Origin of the sequence: Shewanella sp. T24-MNA-CIBAN-0130, assembly GCF_040310185.1 — a bacterium.
In the GTDB taxonomy this organism is placed as follows: domain Bacteria; phylum Pseudomonadota; class Gammaproteobacteria; order Enterobacterales; family Shewanellaceae; genus Shewanella; species Shewanella psychromarinicola.
Genome location: NZ_JBEOPP010000029.1, coordinates 15,663 through 39,678, shown reverse-complemented (window position 1 = coordinate 39,678; position 24,016 = coordinate 15,663). Strand labels below are relative to the sequence as shown.

Here is a 24,016-nt window from a genome sequence, read left to right as displayed (position 1 = left end):
CAATTCCACTCACCTTTTGAGCATCTTAAACCGCAACTTTTGATCGCCTAAATATTTGTGTCTATAGCTTTAGTTTGCTGCTAAATATTTTGTGTCAGCCATCACCTCCCCCTTTACGCGACCTATACTGTTTTTATATACAGTTATAATGAGTTTTGACGGCATAATAAGAATATGTGAACAAAAAGTAGTCTAAAGGACTATGTTGATAAAAATAGAGTTGCACTAATGTATTGATATTGTTTGGTTTATTTTTTTACATTTGATGTTGACACTTTTAACGTGCGATTTACGTTTTTTATTTGAGTCTAAGAGTCATTAAATTGCTTTGCTTCAAAGACATAGAAAACGTAGGATGATATTAATCAATAACTTAAACGGTCGGCTTTATCGGTCGAGCCGTTCAATAAGCTGTTAGCAAGCAAGGGGGTAATGTGAGTCTGGCGGAACGAATTATCAATCTTAGAGGTGACGTGGACAGGTTGATCCCGTTGCATAAACAAAATTTGTACAAGCATACTTTGCTGGCATATTCTTCCAGCTTGCTAGATCTAGCTGATGCAATAGTTACTCTTAGTGAGTCTGGAAAGTTATCAGGCATTCCTATTCTCTATCGAACATTTTCTGAAACCTTTGTTGATTTCCACAATTTGTCCTCGGATCGTGCTTACGGCTACAGGTTACAATCAAATCGGTTGAAAGAATGGATAAAGGTCTTAGATAATCTAGACCCCAAACATTTAGAGTGGTTAAAAGAGTCTGCTGAACTTGATGATTTAATAGAGTTCAAGGCTCAGCTTGCCAAAGAAAAGGCTGATCTTAGCGATCAATTTAAACCAATTAAAATTGGTAATAAGTTTGATTTAGCAGGCTTAAAAGACTTTTACGATACAGTTTACAATGAACTATGTAGTGACTCTCACTCCAACCTACGGTCAGTGTTCAGTCGCCTGAATTTAGATGACGATGACCCCAAAATTCATTTATGTATTAGTACATTACCGCAGGCTCTAACTGAATTAGAGATAACACTTATTAAAGTGTTTCAGTGATAAAGCTTGCTAACAAGTTGCTCAAACGGACAAAAAACAGTTGGCTTTTGCTCGTTCCTCGCTAATTTTAGCCAACTATTTTATTGCCGCTTAGCAAGGCGTTAAATGGCAAGAGAGGTGCAAATGTCGACTCGTGAGCGACAAAAAATGTACGATGAATTTAAAGATGAGCTTTATAAAAGAGAGCTATCTAATTCCGAAGGGTTTGATAAAGCTATATTATCTTTATCAAGTGCGGGGCTTGCTATATCTTTAACTTTTATAAAGACAATAGTTCCAATTAATGAAGCGATATATGTCGGTTGGCTTTATTTATCTTGGGTTTTCTTTGGTGTAGCAATAATATCAACATTATTATCGTTTATGTTTAGCAACCAAGGATTAAAAAAACAGCTAGAGTTAGCCCAGCAGTATTACTTGGAAGACCAAGAAGATGTTTTCAATAAGCCGCATTGGTTTTCGAAAGCCACGGATATTAGCAATTTACTTTCTGGTGTAGTTTTTATATTTGCATTTTCTTCTGTAATTATATTTTCTATTGCCAATTTTAATAACAAAAACACAACCTCAGAGGTATATGAAATGTCTGACAATAAAAAAAGTTTAGCTACGAATGGCCAATCAATTCCACAAATGACAAAAGTTTACGCTACTGACGGAGCTTCAGTGCCAAAAATGGCAAAAGCACCTGCACCAACAACTAAGAAACCAGAAGCAACAAAGACAACTGAAGCTGGTAACTAAGCCATTTAACTAGTTGCTTAAACGGAATAAAAACAGTTGGCCATCGCTTCGCGATTATAGCCAACCATTTTTATCCGCTTAGTAAGGCGTTGAGGTTGTAGAATTACTCTAAAGTAGAAAATCGTGGGTGATTTTTGTGTTCATACAGCCCGTAAAACTCACTTTATAGTGGAATATTCCCTCATATTTCACGTAGCCACGCAATTTGAGGCTTAATTTTTAATAAATTCTGAGGCTGTTTTTTCTAAAATAGAAATTCTACAGGCTCGTTAGCGAGTTAATTCAGCATGGAGTACATCAAGTGGAAGTAGTATTCACAATTATTGCTGGTGTAATCATGATATTGATTACATTTGCTGTTTCATCGAGTCGAGAAAAACAACTTGATGATCCAAATGACGATAATGTGGTTTACTTAGATAAACTTGAAGAAGTATCAACCTTACAAGAAAATGGAAAATACCTACTAAGGATTTTAAGGCAAAGTGGCAACCTTCAAAAAGATGATCAAATTTTTGATTGTCCTTATAAAGCAATTAAAACAGCAATCACTACTTTGAAGCGTGCAAAAATAGACTTTGTGCTCATTTCAAAAAATACTGAAGTTGAATTCTTCTTTCGGAGAACTTATCACCATCATGGTGGTAGTGCCGAGGGTAAAAAAGTTGGTAGTGTAGAAATTATAAAGGTGGAGTAACTCGCTAACATGTTACTCAAACGGACGCTAAACAGTTGGCTAGCACTCGTTCCTCGTACATTTTAGCCAACTATTTCGCGCCGCTTAGTAAGGCGTAAGCAAAGTTGGCACCAAACAAAAAATGGCTACTTGATGTAGCCATTTTTGTGGGCGTTTAACGGTGGTTTTTATCGTAAACGGGCTTGTTTCTCTGCCAGTCTTGCTAATGTCGCGATTTGTTGGTTTGCGGCTTCACTGATTTCTAGCAATTGCTCGAGAGATAAAAAGCGGGGTTCGCGCATGTACTGCACTAATTTATCGCGGCTGGTGACAAACTGGTCATCATCTATCGGTTGAGAACTCACTATTTTGCCGCCTTCCCATGTAAATAACATGCGCTGACGCTCAAACGGATGTGTAGTGCGGCTAAGTCGCTTTTGGGCTTCGTTAAAGGCATTAATGAAATTTATCTTGAGTTCGGCAGCTCTGGCACCGGTAAACCCCATCACTAAAAACATAAAACCGTCTTTGGTTAGGTGGTAACACTTTAAATCGCGTTGACTGGTGCCAACCTGTTGATTTTGCACGTTAGCCGAAAAGTTGGTTGACGTAAATTCTTCTGGTGCATCGCGTTTTATCGCTTCGATTTTATCTAAAACATGGCTATGACGTTTACTAAAATAGTCGGCAATGATAAGCGAATTGGTAATGGTTTGTTGGCCGTTAATAAAAACGAGTTGTGCAGGGTAATTTTTAGACTGTTGTAAGTTCATGGGTGACACTCCTAGATATCGTGAGTTTTCATCACCAAACGGTTCGAATCGTTGGGTGATGAGCTGAGCAAGGTTCGAACTACCGCATCTAGGAGCGGCCAGCCAAATGGCTGCCTCACCCAGCTCACCATAGTAGTGGTGCGCCGAGTCACGCAATAAAAAACCAGCTCTAAAGGCTGGAGACTATTGCGCCTAGATAAATAGCGGGGTTCGAATCCCGGCATTGGATTTTGCCAACGCCCAATTAGTATCGCCCCACTTAGGCGCATTTGTCAATTTTACTTATGAGTTATCAGTTAAGTGAGTTAACGATAACCCTTCAACCATTTTATAAAGCTAACATGATGTCATCGAGAACCTATGATCACACGGCTATTTACTGCCTAAAGCACAGCGTATGCGTTTTAAAGACTTAGCAAAAATAATGGCTAAGCCAATCGTTTAGTCGTTGTAATGTCTTGCTCTAATGTGTTGATATTATTATTTTTATTTCTTGTGTTTGATGTTGGCACTTTTAACGTGCAATTTATGTTTTTTATTTGAGTGTAAGAGTCATTAAATAGCTTTACTTCAAAGATATAGGAAATGTATCATGAATTTAATCAATAGCTTAAGCGGACGACTTTATTGGTCGAGCCGTTCAATAAGCTGTTATAACCCCCTAAGGTCATCTATATGGATTTAGCAACAGAGTTAATCAAACTTGGAAGTGTTGGTGTTATTTCTGGTGTGTTTGGAGCTTTTATGGCGTTGCGTCGTTATAAACATGAAAAATGGTGGGAAATGCGCGTAAATGCTTATAAAACGGTAATAGAAAGCTTGTCTGATTTGACTGCTATTTATGAAACAAGAAATAATAATTGGGAGCAATCTCCTCGTGAGCCAGCAAGTATTGGTCAAGAACTAAAAGTTGCTCGGGGAGAAGTACGAAAGCATAGAGATATGGGCGCATTTCTTTTTTCAAATGATGCTGAGTTAGCATTAACAGCTTTTATTGAATTTAACATTAATTATGAAAATATAACTGACCCAGGAGATATCTATGGCCCTTTTAGTCAAAGCTCTCGTCAGTGCTTAGAAAAAATAGTCGCTCTTTCAAAAAAAGATTTAGCTGTAAATGAACGGTGGTTATAACAAGTGCATTAAATCGGAACAAAAACAGTTGGTTAAGTTCCGCTACGCTTCACATTATAACCAACAATTTTTGTCCGTTTATGCGGGCGTTAATCTCAATTGACTATAGTTAGCATAAGGTGATTTCAGAGCGTTTAAGCTTAGGAACTAACCTTTTTGTCCATGAACAAGTTGATAGATAGTTTGTTGTATATACTTTTATATATGGCAACTCACTTAACTGATAACTTTTATCGTAATTCTTGAGATTGTCGGTTTCACATATCACAAAAAGATAAAAAGCACCACGCCATATGTGGCGTAAAACACGCCATATATGGCGTGTTTTCGCCCCTTTAAAAGGGGTATATTTATGTAAGCTAGACATTGCTGCGTAACTTGCTTTGCTTCCTCTCTCGTTACATCCTCGCCGTTGGGCTCCTGTATTGGAGCCCATTTTTTTTGCACGCTATTGGGTGATCACATGATCCGTAAAAAGGTGTATATCGCTGGGCCTATGTCTGGTCTGCCTGATTGCAATCGCCATGCGTTTAACTTGGCTGCTCAAGTGCAAAAGTCGTTAACGCATATTGTGCTTAACCCCGCAGTGTTGCCGGTGGGTTTGTCTGAACCCGAATACATGCAGATTGGTTTAACCATGTTGATATGTGCCGATATGATTTACATGCTCGATGGTTGGGAACAGTCTCACGGTGCACGGGCTGAACATGCTTTAGCGCAGAAGCTTGGATTACACATTGTTTACCAGGAGGGCATTGATCATGACATTGCATTAATCGGTTTAGAAGGTGCTGCATGAATATTAAAACAAGGCTCTTGGCGCTGGGTTTAACCGGTGCCTTACTTACTGGCGGTGTTTTAGTTGCCACGGGTGAAGGTGAAGTATTACGCACCTATGTTGACCCTGCAGGTATTGAAACGGCCTGCTTTGGCCAAACCGGCCATAACATTCAACAGGGCATGGTGTTCACTAACGAACAGTGCCTAGACATGCTGGCTACTAGCCTTAAATCCTTTGACCGTGAATTGGTTAAACTCACCCCGCCACTAAGCGAGGGTGAGCATATTGCTTACTTAAGTTTTATTTACAACGTTGGGGCCGAGGCTTTTGGGGCTTCTACGCTGCACAAAAAGTTGTGGGCAGGTGACCGAGTTGGCGCATGTAATGAGTTGCCAAGGTGGGTTTACGCCAAAAAGAAAAAGTTACCTGGTTTAATTGTACGCCGCTCAAATGAGCGGCGTTATTGTTTGAGGGACTTGTAATGTTCAACGATTTTAAAACCACAGTGCTGTTATGCATTTTCATTATTCTGGCCACGTTAATTGGCTTTGGCGCATTGGGAATAAACTCACTTAAAGCCAAGAACGCATCGTTAACTAATGACTTACTGCAATCGCAAGTTAACGTGGATGCGTTACTGAGCAGCAACGACAACAAAGATGAACGGATTAAATTACTTGAACGTGAACACCGCATTATTACCCAGCTAAACACCTCGCACCGCAAGCAACTGGCCGAGCTTGAATCGGCATTAAACCACAAACTAGCACGAGCTGATCAGCTAAGGACATCACACCATGAGCCAACTAAAACATGGGCTAATACTGATTTGCCTGATGATGCTGTGCAGCTGCTCAAGCAAACCGATTGTGAAAGTGGTGACACACACCAACACGGTTTATGTGTTACCGCCCGCTGATTGGCTTGAGCTTTGTGGTAGCCCACGTTTTAGCGGGTTCTCAAATCTGGATTTACTGAATTATTCCCTTACTCAAACCAACGCGCTAGCAATGTGTAATGCAAACATGCTGCGCCTACAACAATGGCGGCAGCAATATGAGCATAACGACTGACCTAAGCGCAAAACTCACCTCGTTATTGTCTTACATCGCCTCGTTTTTTACCGCGGCAGGCAGTTATGTGAACGATATGGATATTGGCGTGTTAGTCGGCGTGTTGTGTGCTGTGTTTACCGCGTTTATTAACTGGTTTTATCAGGCCCGTAAGAGACAGGGTGAAAGCCACATACAAAGGTTGCAAGCACAATTACTCGCCAAACAATTGCAGCATATTGAACAAGAACGATGTAGCCATGTGTTAGACGATATTCACAAGGACTAGCTAATGGCACGTATTCAAACACCCGACGCCGAGCCAGTGCTACTGAATAAAACCGACCTGTGCAAAAGTTTGGGTATTAGTACTCAGGCATTCGATAAATGGGATGTGCCAATTACCAGTAAAAAAGGCCGTGAGTGTTTGTACACCATGAGCGACGTGGTGGGTAACAGGGTGGCTAATGAGCGCAAAAAGCATCTGCTCGGAAAATCAGCCAAGCCCGACGGCGAAGATGACGACAAGCCCAATATTGAGTTTGAACGTTGGCGCTTAATCAAAGCGCAAGCCTACGGCCAAGAGCTTAAAAACGAAAAAGACGGCAAAGAAGTGGTTGAGGTAACGTTTTGCTCATATGTGCTGAGTCGCATTGCCGCGCAAATATCGCCAGTGCTGGACCAAATTCACATTCGGGTAAAACGTAAATTCCCCGACATGCCAGAACGCACCATAGACGCTATTCGCGCTGAAGTGATTAAAAGCCAAAACACCGCCGCTGAACTGGCCAACGGCATTGAGGATTTATTAGATGAATATATCAGAAGCACAGATTAACAATTTGAAAGCTGCTGTCGCTGCTGGCCTTAAATCGTTTTATCGTCCACCAATGTTGACCTGTAGTGAATACGCCGACACGCATTTTTATATGTCGTCTGAATCGTCATACACCGAAGGTAAATGGGAAAGCTTACCGTTTCAAATCGGCATATTGAACGCCATGGGTAACGACCAAATTACCACGCTGAACATTATGAAGTCTGCGCGTGTGGGTTACACCAAAATGCTGATGGCCAATGCGGGTTATAAAATCGAACACAAAAAACGTAACGTGTTGATATACCAGCCGCGCGACGGTGCCGCCAAAACGTTTATGAAAAAGCACGTTGAAACCGCCATACGTGACATGCCGATTTGGAAAGCCCTAGCGCCTTGGATTGGTCGCAAGCATAAAGACAGTACGTTAGAAGATAAAATTTTTACCAACGGTAAAACCTTAATGGTGCGTGGTGGTACCGCTGCGGCAAACTACCGTGAAATATCCACCGATGATGTTATTTACGATGAGTTAGCCGGTTTTGATGAGTCAATCGAACATGAGGGTAACGCCACATCGTTAGGTGATACCCGTGTTGAGTTGTCGATGTTTCCTAAATCGATACGGGGCTCAACGCCTAAAGTATTGGGTACCTGCCAAATTGAAAAGGCCTGTAGTGAAAGTGGCTACCAATTTAGATTTAACTTACCGTGCCCACATTGTGATGAATTACAGCATTTAAAGTGGGGCGGTAAAACTGAACCCTTTGGTATTAAGTGGCAAGGTAGCGACCCCAAAACAGCCTATTACGTTTGTGAACACTGCGGTTGCTGCATTGAAAACAATCAACTGCACGAGATGGAAGAACACCCAAATGCGTTATGGATATGCGACAAAACGGGCGTTTACACCACAGACTTTATTTCGTTTTTTGATAAAGACGGCGACGACTTTTTAACGCCCGAAAATATCTCGATTTATATCTGGTCGGCCTATAACACCCTTAACAGTTGGGCCAAGTTAGTTACCGAGTTTTATAAAGCTAAAGGCGACAAAGAAAAGCTACAAACCTTTGTTAATACCAAATTGGGCCAGCCGTGGGACAACGACAACGGCGAACGCATTGAATGGGAAGACTTAGGCCGCAGGCGTGAAATGTACCCCAACGGCAATATGCCCGATTGGGTTGTGTATGTTACCGCGGGTGTTGATACCCAAGACGACCGCTATGAAGGCCGTGTTTGGGGCTGGGGCGCAGGCAAAGAAAGCGCCTTAATTGACCGATTTATTTTGTATGGCGACCCTGCAAGCCAAGTGCTGCTTGATAAAGTGGCGCTGCGCTTAAACCAATCTTATACCCGTAATGACGGCATAGTGCTCAACATTGGCAACACGTGTTGGGATTCGGGCGGCCATTACGCCGATACCGTTTACTCAATGAGTAAAAAGCTGGGCTTGTTTCGCGTAGTGCCCATTAAAGGCGCCAATGTGTACGGCAAGCCGATCGCCAATTTCCCCCGTAAGCGAAGTAACAAAGGCGTGTATTTAACCGAGGTGGGTACCGACAACGCCAAAGAGTTGATTATGGCGATGATGCGCACTCAACCCAGTGTTGATACGCGTACACCTGGTGCCATTCATTTGCCACTTAACGACAACATTTGTGATGACGCCGAACTGCAACAGTTAACGTCTGAACGAAAATTACCCACACGGCGCGACGGTCGGGTTGTTTATCGCTGGGAAGCCGGCGGCAGACGTAACGAAGCACTCGACTGTTTTGTGTATGCCATGGCTGCGCTGTATATCGCGATTGATCGCTTTGGCATTAATCTCGAATCGCTCAGTAAAGTGATAACAAATAAAGACGAAAACCCATCATCAACCGATGATTCCCCCAAACCTAAAAAACCGAAAAAGAGCCAAGCCAATAACTGGCTAAATGGTGGTTCGGCAAAATCAGGAGGCTGGCTGTAATGTCAAAGCAAACTGCGACAGACATGGTCGCGCTGTATATCGAGGCCGAAAAAGAGGTGTTGGCGGGTAAGTCTGTCACCGTTAACGGCAAGATGATGACCAGTGAAGATTTAGACGCTATTCGCAAAGGCCGCATTGAATGGCAGCGTACCTTAAGCATGTACACCCGCCCACGGGGCACCACTCTCGCCCGATTTAACTAGGGAACACTATGAGCATTATTAACGATGCACTGTCGTATTTATCCCCTGGCTGGGCGCTAAAACGACAGGCTGCGGCAATGAGTTATCGCAACCTAAAAGGTTATGAAGCCGCCAGCCCAAGCCGAACCCACAAAGCCAATAAAGAGGGGCGCGGGGCAAACCAAGCGGTATTTGCTGCAGGTAAAAGCTTGCGCGAACAAGCGCGATGGTTAGATGAAAACCACGACCTGAGTATTGGTATTTTAGACCGCATGGAAGAACGGGTAATTGGTGCGCAAGGCATTGTGGTTGAGCCACAGCCCCGCAGTATAAGCGGTGAAATACTGGATGATTTAGCCAATGATATTCAACGCCGTTTTGCTGCATGGTCACTCAAGCCTGATGTAACAGGGCGCTACACACGGCCAGAGCTTGAGCGTTTGGTGTTACGTACCGCATTGCGTGACGGTGAAGTATTTGGCCAGCAAGTGCGCGGCAAGTTGGCCAAGTTTGGTCACCCAAATCCGCAAGGCACCCAATATAGCATTGAAGCGTTAGAGCCTGATTATATTCCGTTTGAACTTAACGATGTGTCGTTAAGGGTTAGCCAAGGGTTTGAGGTTAATGGTTGGGGGCAGGTGGTTAATTACCATGTGCTGCTTGATCACCCCGCTGACCAAATCGGCTTTCGCTTTAAAACTAAGTCCGTACCCGCCAGTAACATGCTGCACCTTGGCATGTTTAAGCGTTTGCACCAGCTGCGTGGGATCAGTATTTTTCATGGCATTTTAACCCGCCTTGGCGACATTAAAGACTATGAAGAATCGGAACGTGTTGCCGCCCGTATTGCTGCCGCGTTAGCGTTTTACATTAAACGTGGTGATGCCAGCATGTTTACCCCAGACCAAGGCGAAAGCGACAGCCAAAGCCGCGAAATTAACATTGCACCAGGCATGACGTTCGACGACCTCGCACCGGGTGAAGATGTGGGCATGATTGAATCCAATCGGCCCAATGTGCATTTGGTTGATTTTCGGAACGGCCAGTTAAAAGCCTGCGCTGCGGGTACCCGTGGCAGTTATTCCAGTATTGCCCGTGATTATAGTGGTAATTACTCAAGCCAACGCCAAGAGCTAGTAGAGCAAGACGAGTCAAACCGTATTATGCAGCAATGGTTTTGTGCTGGTTGGTCACGCCCTGTGTTTCGTAACTGGTTGCAAATGGAGCTAATGAATAAGCAAGACCCGCTCACACTTCCGCCCGATTTAGACATGCGCACTTTATATGATGCGGTTTATTACGGTCCTACTATGCCGTGGATTGACCCGCGTAAAGAATCCCAAGGTTGGGAAATGATGATAGCCGGTAATGCCGCCACCGAGGCTGACTGGGCGCGAGCCCGTGGCCGTAACCCAAGCGAAGTTAAACGCCAACGTCAGCGTGAGGTGAAGTTTAACCGCGAAAACGACATGGTTACGGGTAACGACCCAGAGCCACAAAACGGAGATAACCCAAGTGAAAAAGACAAAACTAAGTCTAGCAGTGGCCGCCATGATGCTAATGCCAAGCGCATCAGCGAGCTTGACCATGACACCGACCAATAAACCAGACAAAAGCTGGTATTCGCTTAAAGCACAAAACGGCAATGCCGAGTTGATGATTTATGACGAAATTGGCGGTTGGGGCATCAGTGCTCAACAGTTTGCGCGCGACTTACAAGGGCTAGGCAAAATCGGCACCTTAACCGCTCGCATTCATTCACCGGGTGGTGATGTGTTTGATGGGATGGCGATTTACAACATGATCAAAGGCCATCCCGCGCACAAGGTTTGCCATATTGACGGCCTTGCCGCATCAATGGCCAGCGTGATTGCCATGGCCTTTGATGAAGTGATTATGCCCGAAAACGCCATGATGATGGTGCATAAACCATGGGGCGGCACCTTAGGTGACGCAGATGCCATGCGCAAATATGCCGAGCTACTCGACAAAGTTGAAAGCAACCTTGTTGGGGCTTATCAACAAAAAACAGGTTTGTCAGATGAAGTGCTTCATGCGCTGCTTGCTGATGAAACATGGCTAACTGGCCGCGAAGCGGTTGAAAAAGGTTTCGCCAACACCCTCACTGAACCGCTGCAAATGGCGGCTTCGCTTAACTCAAAAAGACTCAAGGACTTTACTAATATGCCTGAAGCTCTAAAAAACCTGTTTGCACCGCAGGGTAATGTACCTGGTGCAACTAATACGCCTGCGCCAGCAGCCACTATTATTCCAGCGCCAGTTGCATCGGTACCTGTTGCAGCGTCGCAAGCTGATATTCAAGCCGCAGCCACGGCAATGAATAAAGAACGTATCGACGGCATTAATGCCGCGTTTACTGCGTTTCCACAGTTTGCTGATATTAAAAACAGCTGTATTGCTGATGCTGGTATTAACGCCGATAAAGCCAAAGACATGATTTTGGCTAAGTTAGGTGAAAACACCACGCCTTCGGCGACTATCCCCAATCGAACAATTATCCACTCTGGTAACGGTAATATCGTCGGTGACTCGATCCGCGCTCACCTAATGGCGCGCGCTGGTTATGAGAAAGCCGAAGCGTCAAACGGCTATACCAGTTATAACTTGAAAGAGTTAGCCCGAGCATCCTTGGGTGATCGCGGTATCGGCATGGCTGGGCTTAATCAAATGCAAATGGTTGCATTAGCGTTTACTCATAGCTCAAGTGACTTTGGCAATATCTTGTTAGATGTGGCTAATAAATCGGTATTAAAAGGTTGGACTGCCGCGCAAGAAAGTTTTGAGCTCTTTACCCGCAAAGGACAGCTTAGTGACTTTAAAGTCTCTAAACGTGTGGGCTTGGAAGAGTTTGGCAGCTTACGAAAAGTACGTGAAGGTGCTGAATATAAGTACATTACATTAGGTGACAATGGTGCAGACATTGCGCTGGCTACCTATGGTGAGCTATTCAGCATCACCCGCCAATGTATCATTAATGATGATATGAGTGTGTTGACTTCAATCCCTGAAAAAATGGGTGCTGCAGCGAAAGCAACCATTGGCGATTTAGTGTTTGCTATCTTAACTGGCAACCCGCTTATGGCAGACGGGAAAAACTTGTTCCATTCTGGCCATAAAAACTTAGGTTCAGGTGCACCCAGTGCTGAAAGTTTAGCTGTATTGGCTGAGCTGATGGAAAGCCAAACCACAGGTGGTAAAACGCCAAGGGCATTAAACATCATGCCTGAGTTTGTGTTATGTCCACCTAACCTTAAACGTACGCTGACTCAGATCATTAAATCAAGCTCAGTAAAAGGTGCTGATATCAACGCAGGTATTGCTAATCCAATGCAAGATTTTGCGGAAGTGATTTCAGAGTCTCGTCTTAAATTAGATAGCGCCAAGGCTTACTACTTAGCCGCAGGCCAAGGTAACGACACGATTGAAGTGGCTTATCTTGACGGTATCGACACGCCATACATTGAGCAGCAACAAGGTTTCACCATTGATGGTGTTGCAACCAAAGTGCGTATTGATGCGGGTGTGGCTCCACTTGATCACCGTGGATTGGTTAAATCAACGGGTGTTTAGTCAGCACAGTTTTATCAACTCAATTAGAAAGGCCGCTTAACGTTACTGTTAGCGGCCTTTTTAATGTCTATGTGTTAAATCATTAGGAAAAATTCAAATGAAAAATTGTATTGCAGATGGTAATACCATCGACTTTACCGCCACGGCTGCTGTAGCCAGTGGTGATCCAGTGTTATTAGGAAAAGTGGTTGCTGTATCGTTAGGTGCTCTCGCAATTGACGAAGTGGGCGTGGGTGCAACATCGGGCGTTTATGAACTGCCTAAAGTGCCCGCCGATGATATTGGCCAGGGTACGCAGGTTTATCTTAAAGCCGACGGCATGATCACTAGTGTTGCATCAGGTAATACCTTAGCGGGTAAAGCATGGGCGGCTGCCGTTAACCCAAGCGATTCGGTTTGGGTAAAGATTAATGCCTAGCGTTGAATCGCGCTTTGCCAGCAAGCTGGCGCGAGCCTTTAATAAGCTGGCAGTGCCTTGCCAGTTTATACCTGTTAATGGCAACCCAGCTTACAGCCGAAGTGTTCACCTGCCGCCAACCGACATAGATCGCAGTAATGAATACCTTCAAGCCCCCATTTTGCTAGCAGAGTTTTTGCGCCAAGACGGTGCGGTAAATGTTGATGATGTGTTTGAGTTAAACGGTAAACAATACCGCATCACTCAATTGAACGAACGCGACGAGATAACAGTGAGTTTTGTTTACTTGGAATTGTAGGGGGATTTGTGGCATTAACAATCACAGGTTTTGACGCCGTTGATCGCGAGCTTAAACGCATGCGTGCTGCTCAAGCTCCTGCTATTGCTAGCGCGATTGAAGATGCTGCCAAGTTTGGTAAAAAACAGGCTATTGATGCCATTTTTAACAAGTATGGTTTTCAGTCTAAATCATACGTTGATCAGCATTTTAGTGTCAGCATTAACCCTAAAACCCTAACGGCATCTGTTAGCGCAAGAATGCGCGCCTCTTCGTTAACCCGCTTTGCTAGCCCGCGTTACAAAGTGGGTAAGCGTTCGGCTAGGGTAGCTGCAGGTTTTAGCATAAATGTTATTCGCAATAAGCCGGTGTGGTTTAGTGGTGCGTTTACCGTCATTGGCCGCAACGGCAATCAACTTATGTTTAGTCGCAAAAAGGGTGATAACTCTTGGCGAGACTTAAAAGCACAAAAAGCGTTATACGGCCCTTCAGTGGCAGGCAGCTTTGGCTATATGCGTGACGATTTAGAGCCACCCATTATCGCCCATCTGCGTAAAAAATACGGCCAATACGCTAAGTAGTCCTTTCATCTTATCGAGAACCCCATGATTAACATCATTCTAGACCGACTTAAACAGGTTGACGGTGCAACAGTGCGCGAAGGCTTTTATGCCCAAAGCGCAGCAAGAGAATCTAGCTTTATTTTCTTGCAGCCCTACTTGGATTTGTTCGGCGCCAAAAATGGCATTAACCAATACCGCGACGACCTAACTTTACAGGTTGTTGCCGGTATTAATGTGACTAAATCAACCAACCCAACTGCAGACTTGATCAATTTAGTGCGCGACATACGCAGCGCCTTCTTTAAAGACGAACGTAATACCGAAAAACCGTCATGGCTACCCAAAGCTATTACGTTTAAAGAAGCCGAAGCCTGTAAATACATCATGCCCGAAAGCCATGAAAAACATGCGCTTGCGGTCATTACTTTAACCCTAGTTCATACCGTACCCTTTGGAGAAAAACTATGAGCGAAACCGTAACCGAAAGCTACATCGGTTCAGCAATTGTCTATATTGACGGTCGCGACTGTGGCAACGTTAGCGGCGTAAAGCTGGCTATTGAGCAAGAAACAAAATCGCTACCCAATTACCGTGGCGGTGGCGGCTATGCCGATGAAGTGACCTTAATTAAATCGGTTAATTTAAGTGCTACGTTTTATGACTTTAACAACGAAAACTTAGCCTTGGCCATGCGCGGTAAAATTGATGTGTTAACGGCTGCGCCAGTAGCGGATGAAGCTATCACCGCAGTATTAGACGGACTAGCCCAAACGGTTCAAATGATTGATACCAGCATTGCACCCGTGGTTAAAAATACGCTTGGTGATGTTACCTATACTTTGGATGAAGATTATGTGGTCAGTGCCGCAGGTATTCGCGCGTTATCTGCTGGCATCATTGCCGATGCACAGGAGTTAACGGTAAGTTACACCAGCCAAGCGGGTAACGCTTTGCAGGCATTAACCGAGTCTGGCAAAACCGTGGGCGTGGTTATTGACGGTATTAACGATTCAACCGGCAAGCCGTGGATGCTTAAGTTTTATAAGTGGAAACCTACGCCAACATCGGGCCTAGACTTAATTGGCGACGACTTCGGTTCGTTCGACATCGAAGGCGGCGTACTGGCTGATTCAAGCATTGTCGCCGCGGGTAAGTCTAAGTTCTTTGTGCGTAGCGCAGCGTAAGTTGTAAAAACCAAAAAGCCCACTAAATAATAGTGGGCCTTTTAATCTACCAATTAACTAACGCAATCTAGCTTGTTTTTCTACAAATCGCACACCCGCAGCAATTTGCTGGTTTGCAGCTTCACTAATTTCTAGCAACTGCGCCAAGCTTAAAAAGCGCGGTTCGCGAATGTACTGCACTAATTTATCGCGGCTAGTCACAAACTGGTCGTCATGTATTGGTTGCGAGCTAACAATTCTGCCCGCTTCCCATGTAAACATCATGCGCTGACGCTCAAAAGGGTGGGTTGTGCGGCTGAGTTTGGCTTGGGCTTCGTTAAAGGCATTAATAAAGTTTATTTTTAATTGTGCTGCTTTAGCACCGGTAAAGCCCATCACTAAAAACATAAAGCCGTCTTTGGTCATGTGGTAACACTTTAAATCGCGTGTTGTAGCTCCAACCTTTTGATTCTGCACGTTACACCAAAAATGGTTGGACGTGAAATCGTGTGGTGCATCTTTTAAAATAGTCTCTATTTTGCGTAAAACATGGTGATGTAATTTGCCAAAATAATCAGCGACGATAAGTGAATTGGTAATGGTTTGTTGGCCATTAATAAAAACCAGTTGTGCAGGGTAATTTTTAGACTGTTGTAAGTTCATTGGGTGACACTCCTGTGATCGTGAGTTCTCATCAACCAAGAAGGCTAAACTTGGGTGATGAGCTGAACAGGATTAGCCTTACCGCTCACAGGAAGCGGCGCACCGAAGTGCTCCCATCCAGCTCACCATAGTAGTGGTGCGCTGAATCACGCAATAAAAAGCCAGCTATAAAGGCTGGCGACAATTGCGCCTGTGAATTGCGAGAGGCTAATCCCGGCATTGGATTTTGCCAATGCCCAATTAGTATCGCCCCACTTAGGCGCATTTGTCAATTTGTTATCACTTAACTGAGTTGAAAACGATTAACTCATTGATTTTTCACGTTGGCTCAAAAGTGAGCTAACGCTTTAACCCATTTTACTTACCCATTACCGCGTGAACGAGAAACCTCGCTCACGGCTTTTTGCTGCCTTAAGGATGGGTATAAAAAAGGAATAATAAGGAAGGACATAAAACAAAGCCCCAACTGCGGAGACAGTCGAGGCTTAAGCATTAACACAAATCGTAAACAATGAAAGGTATTACAATGCAAACCATCAATCAAAGGATTTACAATGCAAATTATAGCAAATAGTACAAAAACAATGCAACCAGAATTAGCGGGTAACATTGTAATCTGCCAAAGCGGTGTACCTGTTACTACATCGCTAGCCATTGCTGAGGGTGTGGGTAACACCCATAAAACCGTGATTCAACTAATTCGCAAAAATATTGATGATTTACAGGAGTTTGGGTCACTCGCATTTGAAATGCGACCCTTTGACACGGTTGGAGGGAGTCAGAATCGTGAAATTGCTATGCTCAACGAGCAGCAAGCCACATTGTTAATTAGCTTTATGCGCAATATCGGTGTGGTGAAAGAGTTTAAAAAGAATTTAGTGAAAGCGTTTTTTGATATGAGAGACCGTCTTAATCAACGCCAGCAACATATTGACCCAATGGAAGCCCTACGCGACCCCACCGTTATGCGTGGTTTGTTGTTAGGGTATTCTGAAAAGATGATTGAGCTTGAAGATAAGTTAAAAGTATCGCAACCCAAAGCGGATGCGTTAGATCGCCTTGCCAAGGCCGATGGTAGTTTGTGCATTACCGATGCGGCTAAGCAATTACAGGTACGGCCTAAAGATTTATTTTTATTGCTGCAATGTAAAAAGTGGATTTACCGCCGCCAAGGCTCTAGCTGGCTAGGTTACCAAGACAAAATACAACAAGCATTAGTTGAGCATAAAGTTACCGAAGTTGAACACAGCAGCGGCCTATGCAAAGTGTCTACCCAAGTACGCATCACAATGAAAGGCTTGGCCAAGCTTTCGGGGAGTATGCTTAATGGTTAACTTTCCCGCCACATTATTGATTAAAAGCCTGAATTGCTCAGGCTTTTTTTATGTCTGCAATTTGTTATAAGGAAAGCCCATGAGCTTTAAAGACCAAGTCATTAACCTGATCATCCAAGGCAAAGATTTATTTTCCAGCGAAGCTAAGAAGTCTGAAAAGGCAGTCACCGAGTTAGCGGCACAAAGTGAAGTATTAACCGATCGCCTAAAAGAGCTGGAAGATTTACAAGGTGCCGCCAACTCAATTGATGATTTAACCGCATCAATTAGCAAAGGTGAAAAGGCGTATAAGGATAATTCGGTTGCACTGGACAAGTTAGTCAGCGAGCAAAAGGCCGCGACTAAAGAATTTAAACAGTTTGAAGCAGCGCAGAAACAATCTGAGGCCGCAACTAATCAGCTTGAACAAGAATATAACCAAGCCCAAGCGGCATTGGTTAAATATGAAACCGAATTACAGCAAGCCCGGGTTGAAGTTGAAAAGCTTAGTGCCGAGCAGCAGCAAGGCGCTACCGCCAGCAAAGAACAAGCCTCTGCCCTCAATAAAGCCACTACCGATTTACAACAATTAGGTAACGAGCAAACTAGCGCTAAAAACAGTGCCAATGAATTAGCCACAGCATTAGATGCGCAGCGTCGTGAATTACTTGAAGCTAGCACCGCCACCGATACGGCCAGCCGTACCAAAGCGGAATATACCCTAAATGTAAAAACCGCCCGCACTGAGTTAAATCAGTTGGCTAGAGGCTTAAATAAAAACAAAGTTGAGTTAGATAAAAATACCACTAGTTTAAAAAGTGCTGGCATCAGCATGGACAATCTAGCTGATGCAACCAAGGATTTAAAACAGCAACAAGCCGCTGCCGAGGCGTCATTAGGTGGTGTGAATACTAAGCTTGAACGTCATAATAAATTATTAGTAGAGTCTAAAAAAGACGCCAGTGATTTTGGTGGTAGCGTTAAAAATGCGACTGCGTCATTGGTGGCTATGGCGGGTGCCTATATTGGTGTTGATAAACTTTGGGAAAGCCTAAAGTCGATATTGACTGCAGGGGATGAAGCCAAAGCCTTTGGTGTGCAAATGAGCGCCATGATGGGCAGCATTGCCAGTGGTGAACAAGCCACCGCATGGATTAAAGATTTTGCCAATAACACGGGCACCCGTTTAGATTCGGCTAAGCAAGCTTTTGCATCCTTAAAAACCTTTGGCATTGATCCCATGAATGGATCATTGCAGTCGATGGTTGATTACAATGCTCGTTTAGGTGGCAGCCAAGAAAAATTAGAAGGTATTATTTTAGCGGTTGGTCAAGCATGGGCTAAGCAGAAACTGCAAGGTGAGGAAATATTACAGCTGGTTGAGCGCGGTGTACCCGTGTGGGACTTGCTTGAAAAAGTCACCGGTAAAAACGTTACGCAGTTGCAAAAAATGAGCGCAGCAGGCGAGTTGGGTCGCGACGTCATGAAGCAACTGTTTGACGAAATGGGCAAGCAAGCCAACGGCCAAGCATCAAAAAGCTTAGACCTGTTGGGCGGTCAGATTAATTTAATCTCAAACAAGTGGACCGAGTTTAAGCAAATTATTGCCGATTCTGGTGCGTACCAGGTAGCGATTGATTTACTTAAAGACATTAACGCGACGTTTGATGAGTTGAACCAAAGCGGGAAAATCAAGCAAGCTGCTCAAGACATTAGTGATTTTTTCACTTCAATGGTCAAAGATGGCGGCCAAAGTCTAAAAGATGTCATGGAAAACATTACAGCCTTTACCGCGGGGTTAAACATTGTCGCTGGCAGTGTTCGTATTGTTTTTAACACCTTCACGTCGGTTGTTGCCACTTTTGGCGCGACTATATCAGGAGTGCTATCTGGTATAGCTTTTGGCTGGTACAAGTTACTAAGCGTATTTGGTGATAACTCTTTCTCTGATGCATTTAAAGCTGCATCAGATGCATTGTTGGCTATATCTAAGGGATACGTTGCGCAAGTTGAGCAAGACTCAAAAGATGTTGCCGCTGCGCTTAAGCAGATGGGTTTAGATATTAGGGATGATTCAGACAATACAACTAAAACCCAAGTAGATAATGCTGAAAAAGTTAAAACAGCAATAGAAAAAGAAATTGATACCCGTCAAAAAATTATAGCGCAAGCTGAAAAGGAAACTGATACCGCTAAGGCGGTTGTCATTGCTTGGGGGGCAAGGGTTAAGGCTGCGGAAGAATACTACACTGCCCTTAAGAAATCTGGCACAGCTTCAGCAGCAGAATTAGAAAAAGCACAGTTAGGGCTTGAGAATGCAATCAATGTTTTGACTTCAGCACAAGGAGAAAGTGAAAAAGCCCACTTTAGCCTTTCTGAAGCGCAGCTGGCCTTGGCGCAATCGACGAATGATTTGCGAGTTGAACAAAATAAACTTGCGCAGGATGAATTAGCTAAGGTTCGTGATGCTTTTATTGCAGGAGAGGCATCAATAGAAGATTATGAAAAAGCACAAATTAAGGCAAAAGCTACGGCTGAAGCTTTAGCAAAAGCACAAGATAAATTAGCGGAATCAACAGATGATCAAACCAAGGCAGTTAATAGCTATGAAGCTGCTATGGCTTCAGCAAACATTACTACTCTTAAGTCGCTTCAAGACTTAGCTTCCAAAGCCAAGAAAACCTATGAAGAAGTAAGGGAAGCTGTTAAAAATGGCACAGGTTCAACACATGAGGCTGAGCAAGCCTTTTTAAAATATGCCGAGGCCGCGATTGAAGCTGCTGCTGCGGGTGATAAACAAGTTGATGCTAGTATTCGCCAGCAAGCCGCTAACCTTGGATTAAGCGATAATATAGATGGGTTAGTTGCTCAATATCAAAAACTGAAACAAGCCCAAACAACTATTGGCGAAAGTGGTCAGCAAGCAGAAAAGGAAGTTGAAAGCTCAAGTGTCAATATTGGTGTTAGCGTTCAAAATACCGTTGGAATTATTGTTAAAAGCGCCAAAGATGCGGGCTCAACACTGTCGAGTGTGGCTGAGTTTTTCACTGCGTACTTGCGAGGAATAACCGACCAAGTTGCTGAACTCAGTACCGGTGCCGTCGCTTACTTTAAATCGATACTGTATGGCCAAAGGTTGGTGACTGACTCAAGCAGTGAGTTAGAAAAAACCATTCAGGTTTATAAAAACTTGACCGGTGAAATAGGTGATTTGCTTGATGTTCAAGCGAGGTCTATCGATTTTACTGGCATTAGTAATTTTGCTCGTAAGGCCGAAATAGCCGGCAAACAGGCCCAAGCTGCATATTATAATCAGCGTATTGAACTGCTTAAAATGGTTGATGCGCTTAATGCTGCTGAAAGTGGCAATGCGGGCCTAGTCAATAGCGCCGAACGTGCGGCTAACTCAATGAACTTGATGAATGATCAAGACTTGGGTGTGCTGCGTTCTGCTATTGATTCGGCTAAATCAAGCATGGACTCGTTGCGCGATAGTGCCCAATCGACACTCGATACACTGCAAGATGAACTAGACGGCTACCTTGGCCGCCAGGATGAAATTGAAAAGCGCCGTTATCAGCAAGAACTAGCCGACATTAAAGCTCAGCTAGCCAAAGCGGAAAGCACTGGTGACAAGGCCTTAATTACCCAGTTACGTGAAGCTGAAAAAACCTTAAACAAGGTTTATGCCTATCGTACTGCCGAAATTAAAGCCCAGCAGCAGGCCGACGAACAGCGGGCCATTACCGACACTGCCAACGTTAAGCAGCAAGCTGCTACCAAAAATACCGTGCAAACTACCGTTACCCAAACTCAACCGACTAACACCTCTACGACACCGAGCAGTGGCGACACTGTGATATTGCAGCTGCAGGTGGGTAATCGCATGTTTGACACTCAAGCAAAGCGCAGTTTGGTGAATGAATTAGTTGCTGAAATTAAGCGTTTGCAGTCGGTTGGCGGTTAACTACTAAATAAAGCTACAACAGAGGTTTTATGTTTAACACCACTATCGACACTATTGTGTTGACCGAGCCCTTGCTGTGGCTGAATCGCAATAATACTCAGCGAGTCGCGGCCAATATGAAGCGGGCACTTAACGGTGCCCCGCATATTCAGCAAACCGTTATCCCTGCAGGTATTACGTTGGAGCTTGGCAGTAAAGCAGGTTGGATGCAGCGCAGTGAGTTTGAGCAGCTGCAAGCCCATGCGGCTACCACCCTAACCGAGTTTACGATTAACCACGACGGCACCGACATTAATGTGATGTGGGATAACACCCAAAGTAACGTGATCACCGCCGATGATGTTAACGACGAACTAGGCGCATACCCGCTACTAACGAATGTGGTTTTACGATTTATTACGCTTTAATTCACTCAGTACAGGTGGCCCATGACCATTTCCCGCAATGATTTAAAAATATTTAAACCCGAGCTGCTCGGTACTAGCGACGATGCTGGCGGTCAGCGCACTAAAATTGAAGTGCAATCGGGTGAGCTCAATGAACTCTTTCGAGCGATATCAGATATCGACCACTCGCAATCAGCGGTAGATATTGTTAAATGCTATCCCGCATTGGCCACTGCTGACACCGCCGTTTTACTTGATGGCCATGTGTTTATCAGTCAAAAACCCACGGATGATTTAGTGAGTTTATTACTCGCTGAGACAGACAAATTAACTGATGCTGATCGCATGACGGATATGGTTGAGATTCTTGAATCATCGGTGGTCGCAGGGCAGTTAATCCGCAATCGTTTAATTGGCTTATTAGCGGGACAAGATAGCTTTCCGCGATCTTATCTGCAGTCGATTTATCAGTTCAATGGCCGAGACTATTACGAAACGATACGTCTAGCCCAAGGCCAAGTTATCGTCATTTCAGTAGAGTATGAAGGCAATGAAGATGCTAGATGGCCACGCTTTGAACACTTTTGCCAGATTCAAGAAAGCGTTTATGGTGGTCAAGGTGGTGTGGTGAGCTTTAATCCGCCGATCCCGTTTGATACTCCCAATTTTGATGTGGTGATTAACGGTGAAACGGGTTGCACTAAATTGCGCTATGTCAGCGAAAATGATGGCATTACTTATCATGGTATTAGTGAGTTAACGGCTGAGTCTAGCAGCGCTGTCATCGAGGTTGCAGAAACCCAAACAGAGCTATTACCTAAAGTCAAAACGATTAGTCTCAGTGCGGGCAATAGCATTACCGTTGGCGATGATAATGATGTCGCCAGCGGCCTTATTTATAAGTCGGTTACTGTTCCTGCAGAAACAGGCAAAAGCACCTATTTATATACAGTCAATGATTTACTCGATGATCCATTTTTTGCCGCCAATGGTTTACAAAATATTGCCGCGATTGGCGCTTACGAGTGGGCTGCAAATATCAGCATTACTGGCAATACGGTAAGTGTTGTTTATAGCCGCGATGTTAGAGATGGGCAAACCCTTGGTATTAGTTGGTATTCATCATTACGTTACAGTGTTTACCACAGTGCTAATGTTTTACCAGGTGCCAAAAAATTAGTCGTTGGTAGTGTGTTTGCTATTGCCAACTTTAATGATGCTAATTACGGTATCAGCGAGTTAATTGAATTAACCGGCGGTAACCTGCGTGAATCAAATGGCTATGTATTAGCAAGCATTGATTACCTCACGGGTGCTATTACTAAAAACATTGATGCCCGTGGTGATTTTAGTCTCAGTTATGACGCCATTATTGAAGACGAGGCCATTAGTGATAACACGGTATCATTTCCCCTCAGTGTGACAGAACCCATTTTAGACACTTTTTACCTTACCATTTCAACGGTAGCTAATACCTTGCTCAGCGCCAGCAGTGATGGTAGCGGCACCGTTACAGGTAGCGGAATTAGCGGCACGATTGTCGATGGTTATGTCAGTTTGTCATTTACGCAGAACGTTGACTTAACCACGCTGCGCTATGACATATCTGAAACTGTGACCTTATCGCCACCACCTGAACTTTATGGCTTAAATCCACTGCGGATTAAAAATAATGGAGTAGTGAATTGTTTTACCCCGTGGAAAAATATTTCAGTGCAACATACCCAAACCCAAATTGTGAGCAACCCTGCTGCGGCACAAACCTATAACGTCAGAGTCAATGCCCGTTTTGTTGATATTACCGACGCGGCTAGTAAAAGCCTATGGTCACTCGACAACCAGTATTACAGCGTAGATAAAGCTACGGGTGTGGTGACAATTAACAGTGACTTTAGCGGCTTTACTGCGCCATTTTTACTGACAGACAGCATAGGTGAAACGGTATTAGTGACCGAAGTGAAACCCAATGCGTTAGTGCTGGCATCAGCATTAACCCAAACTTACCCCATTGGCTCAACGGTATCGAGTGTGCAAAACCTTGGTGATTTACAAGCCCGTGTTGGCGTGGTTCGCGACATGACAGCATGGTCAAACAATTGGGATCAAGATGGCTATGGCGCAACTGGCAATTTAAATGTGGTCGATTTTCCGATTGAAGTGGTGAATAACACCGCGACCAATGAAGAATGGGTATTGATATTCACCAGCCCCACTGCATTTAGATGTGTTGGTAAACGCCTTGGTCAAATCGCATTAGGTGACACGCTAAACGACTTTGGGCCAATCAATCCGCTAACACTCGCGCCGTATTTTATTATTCGAACAGGCGCATTTGGTGCTGGCTGGCAAGCGGGTGAGGCGATTCGTTTTGCCACTTATGCCAGTAGTAAACCCGTCATGTTACTGCGCTCAGTGCAAGCCGGTCACAGTGAAATTAATGAGGATCGCCCTGTGTTGGCGTTCCGTGGTAACGAATCATAATTAAT

The 24,016-nt window shown here is 44.2% G+C and carries 25 protein-coding genes; 23 read left to right on the top strand and 2 right to left on the bottom strand.

Annotated elements, in window-relative coordinates; genetic code table 11:
• Window positions 1–434 precede the first annotated feature (434 nt).
• From AAEZ02_RS12770 to AAEZ02_RS12760, 3 genes are all read left to right on the top strand, one after another.
• Entirely contained in the window at window positions 435–1,052 is a 618-nt protein-coding gene (locus AAEZ02_RS12770; protein WP_351123396.1) for a DUF5677 domain-containing protein, read from the top strand.
• A gap of 123 nt (window positions 1,053–1,175) precedes the next feature.
• A complete protein-coding gene (locus tag AAEZ02_RS12765; RefSeq protein ID WP_351123393.1) occupies window positions 1,176–1,796 on the top strand; it encodes a hypothetical protein in 621 nt (206 codons plus the stop codon).
• Window positions 1,797–2,097: 301 nt separating this feature from the next.
• A complete protein-coding gene (locus tag AAEZ02_RS12760; protein WP_351123390.1) occupies window positions 2,098–2,493 on the top strand; it encodes a hypothetical protein in 396 nt (131 codons plus the stop codon).
• A 167-nt stretch (window positions 2,494–2,660) separates the two neighbouring features.
• Here AAEZ02_RS12760 and AAEZ02_RS12755 read toward each other — a convergent pair whose 3' ends face one another.
• On the bottom strand, window positions 2,661–3,245 hold the full coding sequence (locus AAEZ02_RS12755) for a Rha family transcriptional regulator (protein WP_351123387.1): 585 nt from the start codon (window positions 3,243–3,245) through the stop codon (window positions 2,661–2,663).
• A gap of 675 nt (window positions 3,246–3,920) precedes the next feature.
• On the opposite strand from AAEZ02_RS12755, the gene AAEZ02_RS12750 reads away from it, so the two are divergent.
• The 16 genes from AAEZ02_RS12750 to AAEZ02_RS12675 all read left to right on the top strand — a co-directional run bounded on the left by AAEZ02_RS12750 (window position 3,921) and on the right by AAEZ02_RS12675 (window position 15,222).
• Window positions 3,921–4,379, top strand: coding sequence for a hypothetical protein (locus AAEZ02_RS12750; RefSeq protein ID WP_351123384.1), 459 nt, complete (start codon window positions 3,921–3,923; stop codon window positions 4,377–4,379).
• A gap of 463 nt (window positions 4,380–4,842) precedes the next feature.
• On the top strand, window positions 4,843–5,178 hold the full coding sequence (locus AAEZ02_RS12745; RefSeq protein WP_351123381.1) for a DUF4406 domain-containing protein: 336 nt from the start codon (window positions 4,843–4,845) through the stop codon (window positions 5,176–5,178).
• The gene (locus tag AAEZ02_RS12740; RefSeq protein WP_351123379.1) at window positions 5,175–5,642 is read left to right on the top strand and encodes a lysozyme; all 468 of its coding nucleotides are present in this window, start codon (window positions 5,175–5,177) and stop codon (window positions 5,640–5,642) included. Before AAEZ02_RS12745 ends, AAEZ02_RS12740 begins: the two co-directional genes overlap by 4 nt.
• A complete protein-coding gene (locus AAEZ02_RS12735; protein WP_351123377.1) occupies window positions 5,642–6,079 on the top strand; it encodes a hypothetical protein in 438 nt (145 codons plus the stop codon). Before AAEZ02_RS12740 ends, AAEZ02_RS12735 begins: the two co-directional genes overlap by 1 nt.
• Complete coding sequence (gene lysC, locus AAEZ02_RS12730; RefSeq protein ID WP_351123375.1) at window positions 5,997–6,233, top strand: Rz1-like lysis system protein LysC; 237 nt, start codon at window positions 5,997–5,999, stop codon at window positions 6,231–6,233. Before AAEZ02_RS12735 ends, lysC begins: the two co-directional genes overlap by 83 nt.
• On the top strand, window positions 6,217–6,501 hold the full coding sequence (locus tag AAEZ02_RS12725; protein WP_351123372.1) for a phage holin family protein: 285 nt from the start codon (window positions 6,217–6,219) through the stop codon (window positions 6,499–6,501). The genes lysC and AAEZ02_RS12725 overlap by 17 nt, the downstream gene beginning before the upstream one ends.
• Before the next feature lie 3 nt (window positions 6,502–6,504).
• Window positions 6,505–7,050, top strand: coding sequence for a terminase small subunit (locus AAEZ02_RS12720; protein WP_351123369.1), 546 nt, complete (start codon window positions 6,505–6,507; stop codon window positions 7,048–7,050).
• Window positions 7,025–9,007 carry a phage terminase large subunit family protein gene (locus AAEZ02_RS12715; protein ID WP_351123366.1) on the top strand — a complete coding sequence of 661 codons (1,983 nt, stop codon included), beginning with the start codon at window positions 7,025–7,027 and terminating at the stop codon, window positions 9,005–9,007. The genes AAEZ02_RS12720 and AAEZ02_RS12715 overlap by 26 nt, the downstream gene beginning before the upstream one ends.
• Window positions 9,007–9,210, top strand: a complete 204-nt coding sequence (locus AAEZ02_RS12710; protein ID WP_351123363.1) for a DUF6148 family protein — start codon at window positions 9,007–9,009, stop codon at window positions 9,208–9,210. The genes AAEZ02_RS12715 and AAEZ02_RS12710 overlap by 1 nt, the downstream gene beginning before the upstream one ends.
• Window positions 9,211–9,218: 8 nt before the next feature.
• Window positions 9,219–10,793 carry a phage portal protein gene (locus AAEZ02_RS12705; protein ID WP_351123360.1) on the top strand — a complete coding sequence of 525 codons (1,575 nt, stop codon included), beginning with the start codon at window positions 9,219–9,221 and terminating at the stop codon, window positions 10,791–10,793.
• Window positions 10,705–12,780 carry a ClpP-like prohead protease/major capsid protein fusion protein gene (locus AAEZ02_RS12700; RefSeq protein WP_351123357.1) on the top strand — a complete coding sequence of 692 codons (2,076 nt, stop codon included), beginning with the start codon at window positions 10,705–10,707 and terminating at the stop codon, window positions 12,778–12,780. Before AAEZ02_RS12705 ends, AAEZ02_RS12700 begins: the two co-directional genes overlap by 89 nt.
• Before the next feature lie 97 nt (window positions 12,781–12,877).
• Window positions 12,878–13,198 (top strand): DUF2190 family protein, encoded by a 321-nt coding sequence (locus tag AAEZ02_RS12695; protein WP_351123354.1) that lies wholly within the window; start codon window positions 12,878–12,880, stop codon window positions 13,196–13,198.
• Window positions 13,191–13,496, top strand: a complete 306-nt coding sequence (locus tag AAEZ02_RS12690; RefSeq protein ID WP_351123351.1) for a hypothetical protein — start codon at window positions 13,191–13,193, stop codon at window positions 13,494–13,496. The genes AAEZ02_RS12695 and AAEZ02_RS12690 overlap by 8 nt, the downstream gene beginning before the upstream one ends.
• Before the next feature lie 8 nt (window positions 13,497–13,504).
• Window positions 13,505–14,056, top strand: coding sequence for a hypothetical protein (locus AAEZ02_RS12685; protein ID WP_351123348.1), 552 nt, complete (start codon window positions 13,505–13,507; stop codon window positions 14,054–14,056).
• Window positions 14,057–14,080: 24 nt separating this feature from the next.
• Window positions 14,081–14,506 (top strand): hypothetical protein, encoded by a 426-nt coding sequence (locus AAEZ02_RS12680; RefSeq protein WP_351123345.1) that lies wholly within the window; start codon window positions 14,081–14,083, stop codon window positions 14,504–14,506.
• Window positions 14,503–15,222, top strand: coding sequence for a phage tail tube protein (locus AAEZ02_RS12675; RefSeq protein ID WP_351123342.1), 720 nt, complete (start codon window positions 14,503–14,505; stop codon window positions 15,220–15,222). The genes AAEZ02_RS12680 and AAEZ02_RS12675 overlap by 4 nt, the downstream gene beginning before the upstream one ends.
• Before the next feature lie 57 nt (window positions 15,223–15,279).
• Here the strand turns inward: AAEZ02_RS12675 and AAEZ02_RS12670 are convergent, their stop codons facing one another.
• Window positions 15,280–15,864, bottom strand: coding sequence for a Rha family transcriptional regulator (locus AAEZ02_RS12670; RefSeq protein ID WP_351123339.1), 585 nt, complete (start codon window positions 15,862–15,864; stop codon window positions 15,280–15,282).
• Window positions 15,865–16,418: 554 nt separating this feature from the next.
• Between AAEZ02_RS12670 and AAEZ02_RS12665 the strand changes: the two genes are divergently transcribed.
• The 4 genes from AAEZ02_RS12665 to AAEZ02_RS12650 all read left to right on the top strand — a co-directional run bounded on the left by AAEZ02_RS12665 (window position 16,419) and on the right by AAEZ02_RS12650 (window position 24,011).
• Window positions 16,419–17,198: a phage antirepressor KilAC domain-containing protein gene (locus tag AAEZ02_RS12665; RefSeq protein WP_351123336.1), complete on the top strand. Its 780-nt coding sequence runs from the start codon at window positions 16,419–16,421 to the stop codon at window positions 17,196–17,198.
• Window positions 17,199–17,277: 79 nt separating this feature from the next.
• Window positions 17,278–21,144: a tape measure protein gene (locus tag AAEZ02_RS12660; protein WP_351123333.1), complete on the top strand. Its 3,867-nt coding sequence runs from the start codon at window positions 17,278–17,280 to the stop codon at window positions 21,142–21,144.
• A gap of 29 nt (window positions 21,145–21,173) precedes the next feature.
• Complete coding sequence (locus AAEZ02_RS12655; protein WP_351123330.1) at window positions 21,174–21,551, top strand: hypothetical protein; 378 nt, start codon at window positions 21,174–21,176, stop codon at window positions 21,549–21,551.
• A gap of 21 nt (window positions 21,552–21,572) precedes the next feature.
• Window positions 21,573–24,011, top strand: a complete 2,439-nt coding sequence (locus tag AAEZ02_RS12650) for a hypothetical protein (protein ID WP_351123327.1) — start codon at window positions 21,573–21,575, stop codon at window positions 24,009–24,011.
• Window positions 24,012–24,016 lie beyond the last annotated feature (5 nt).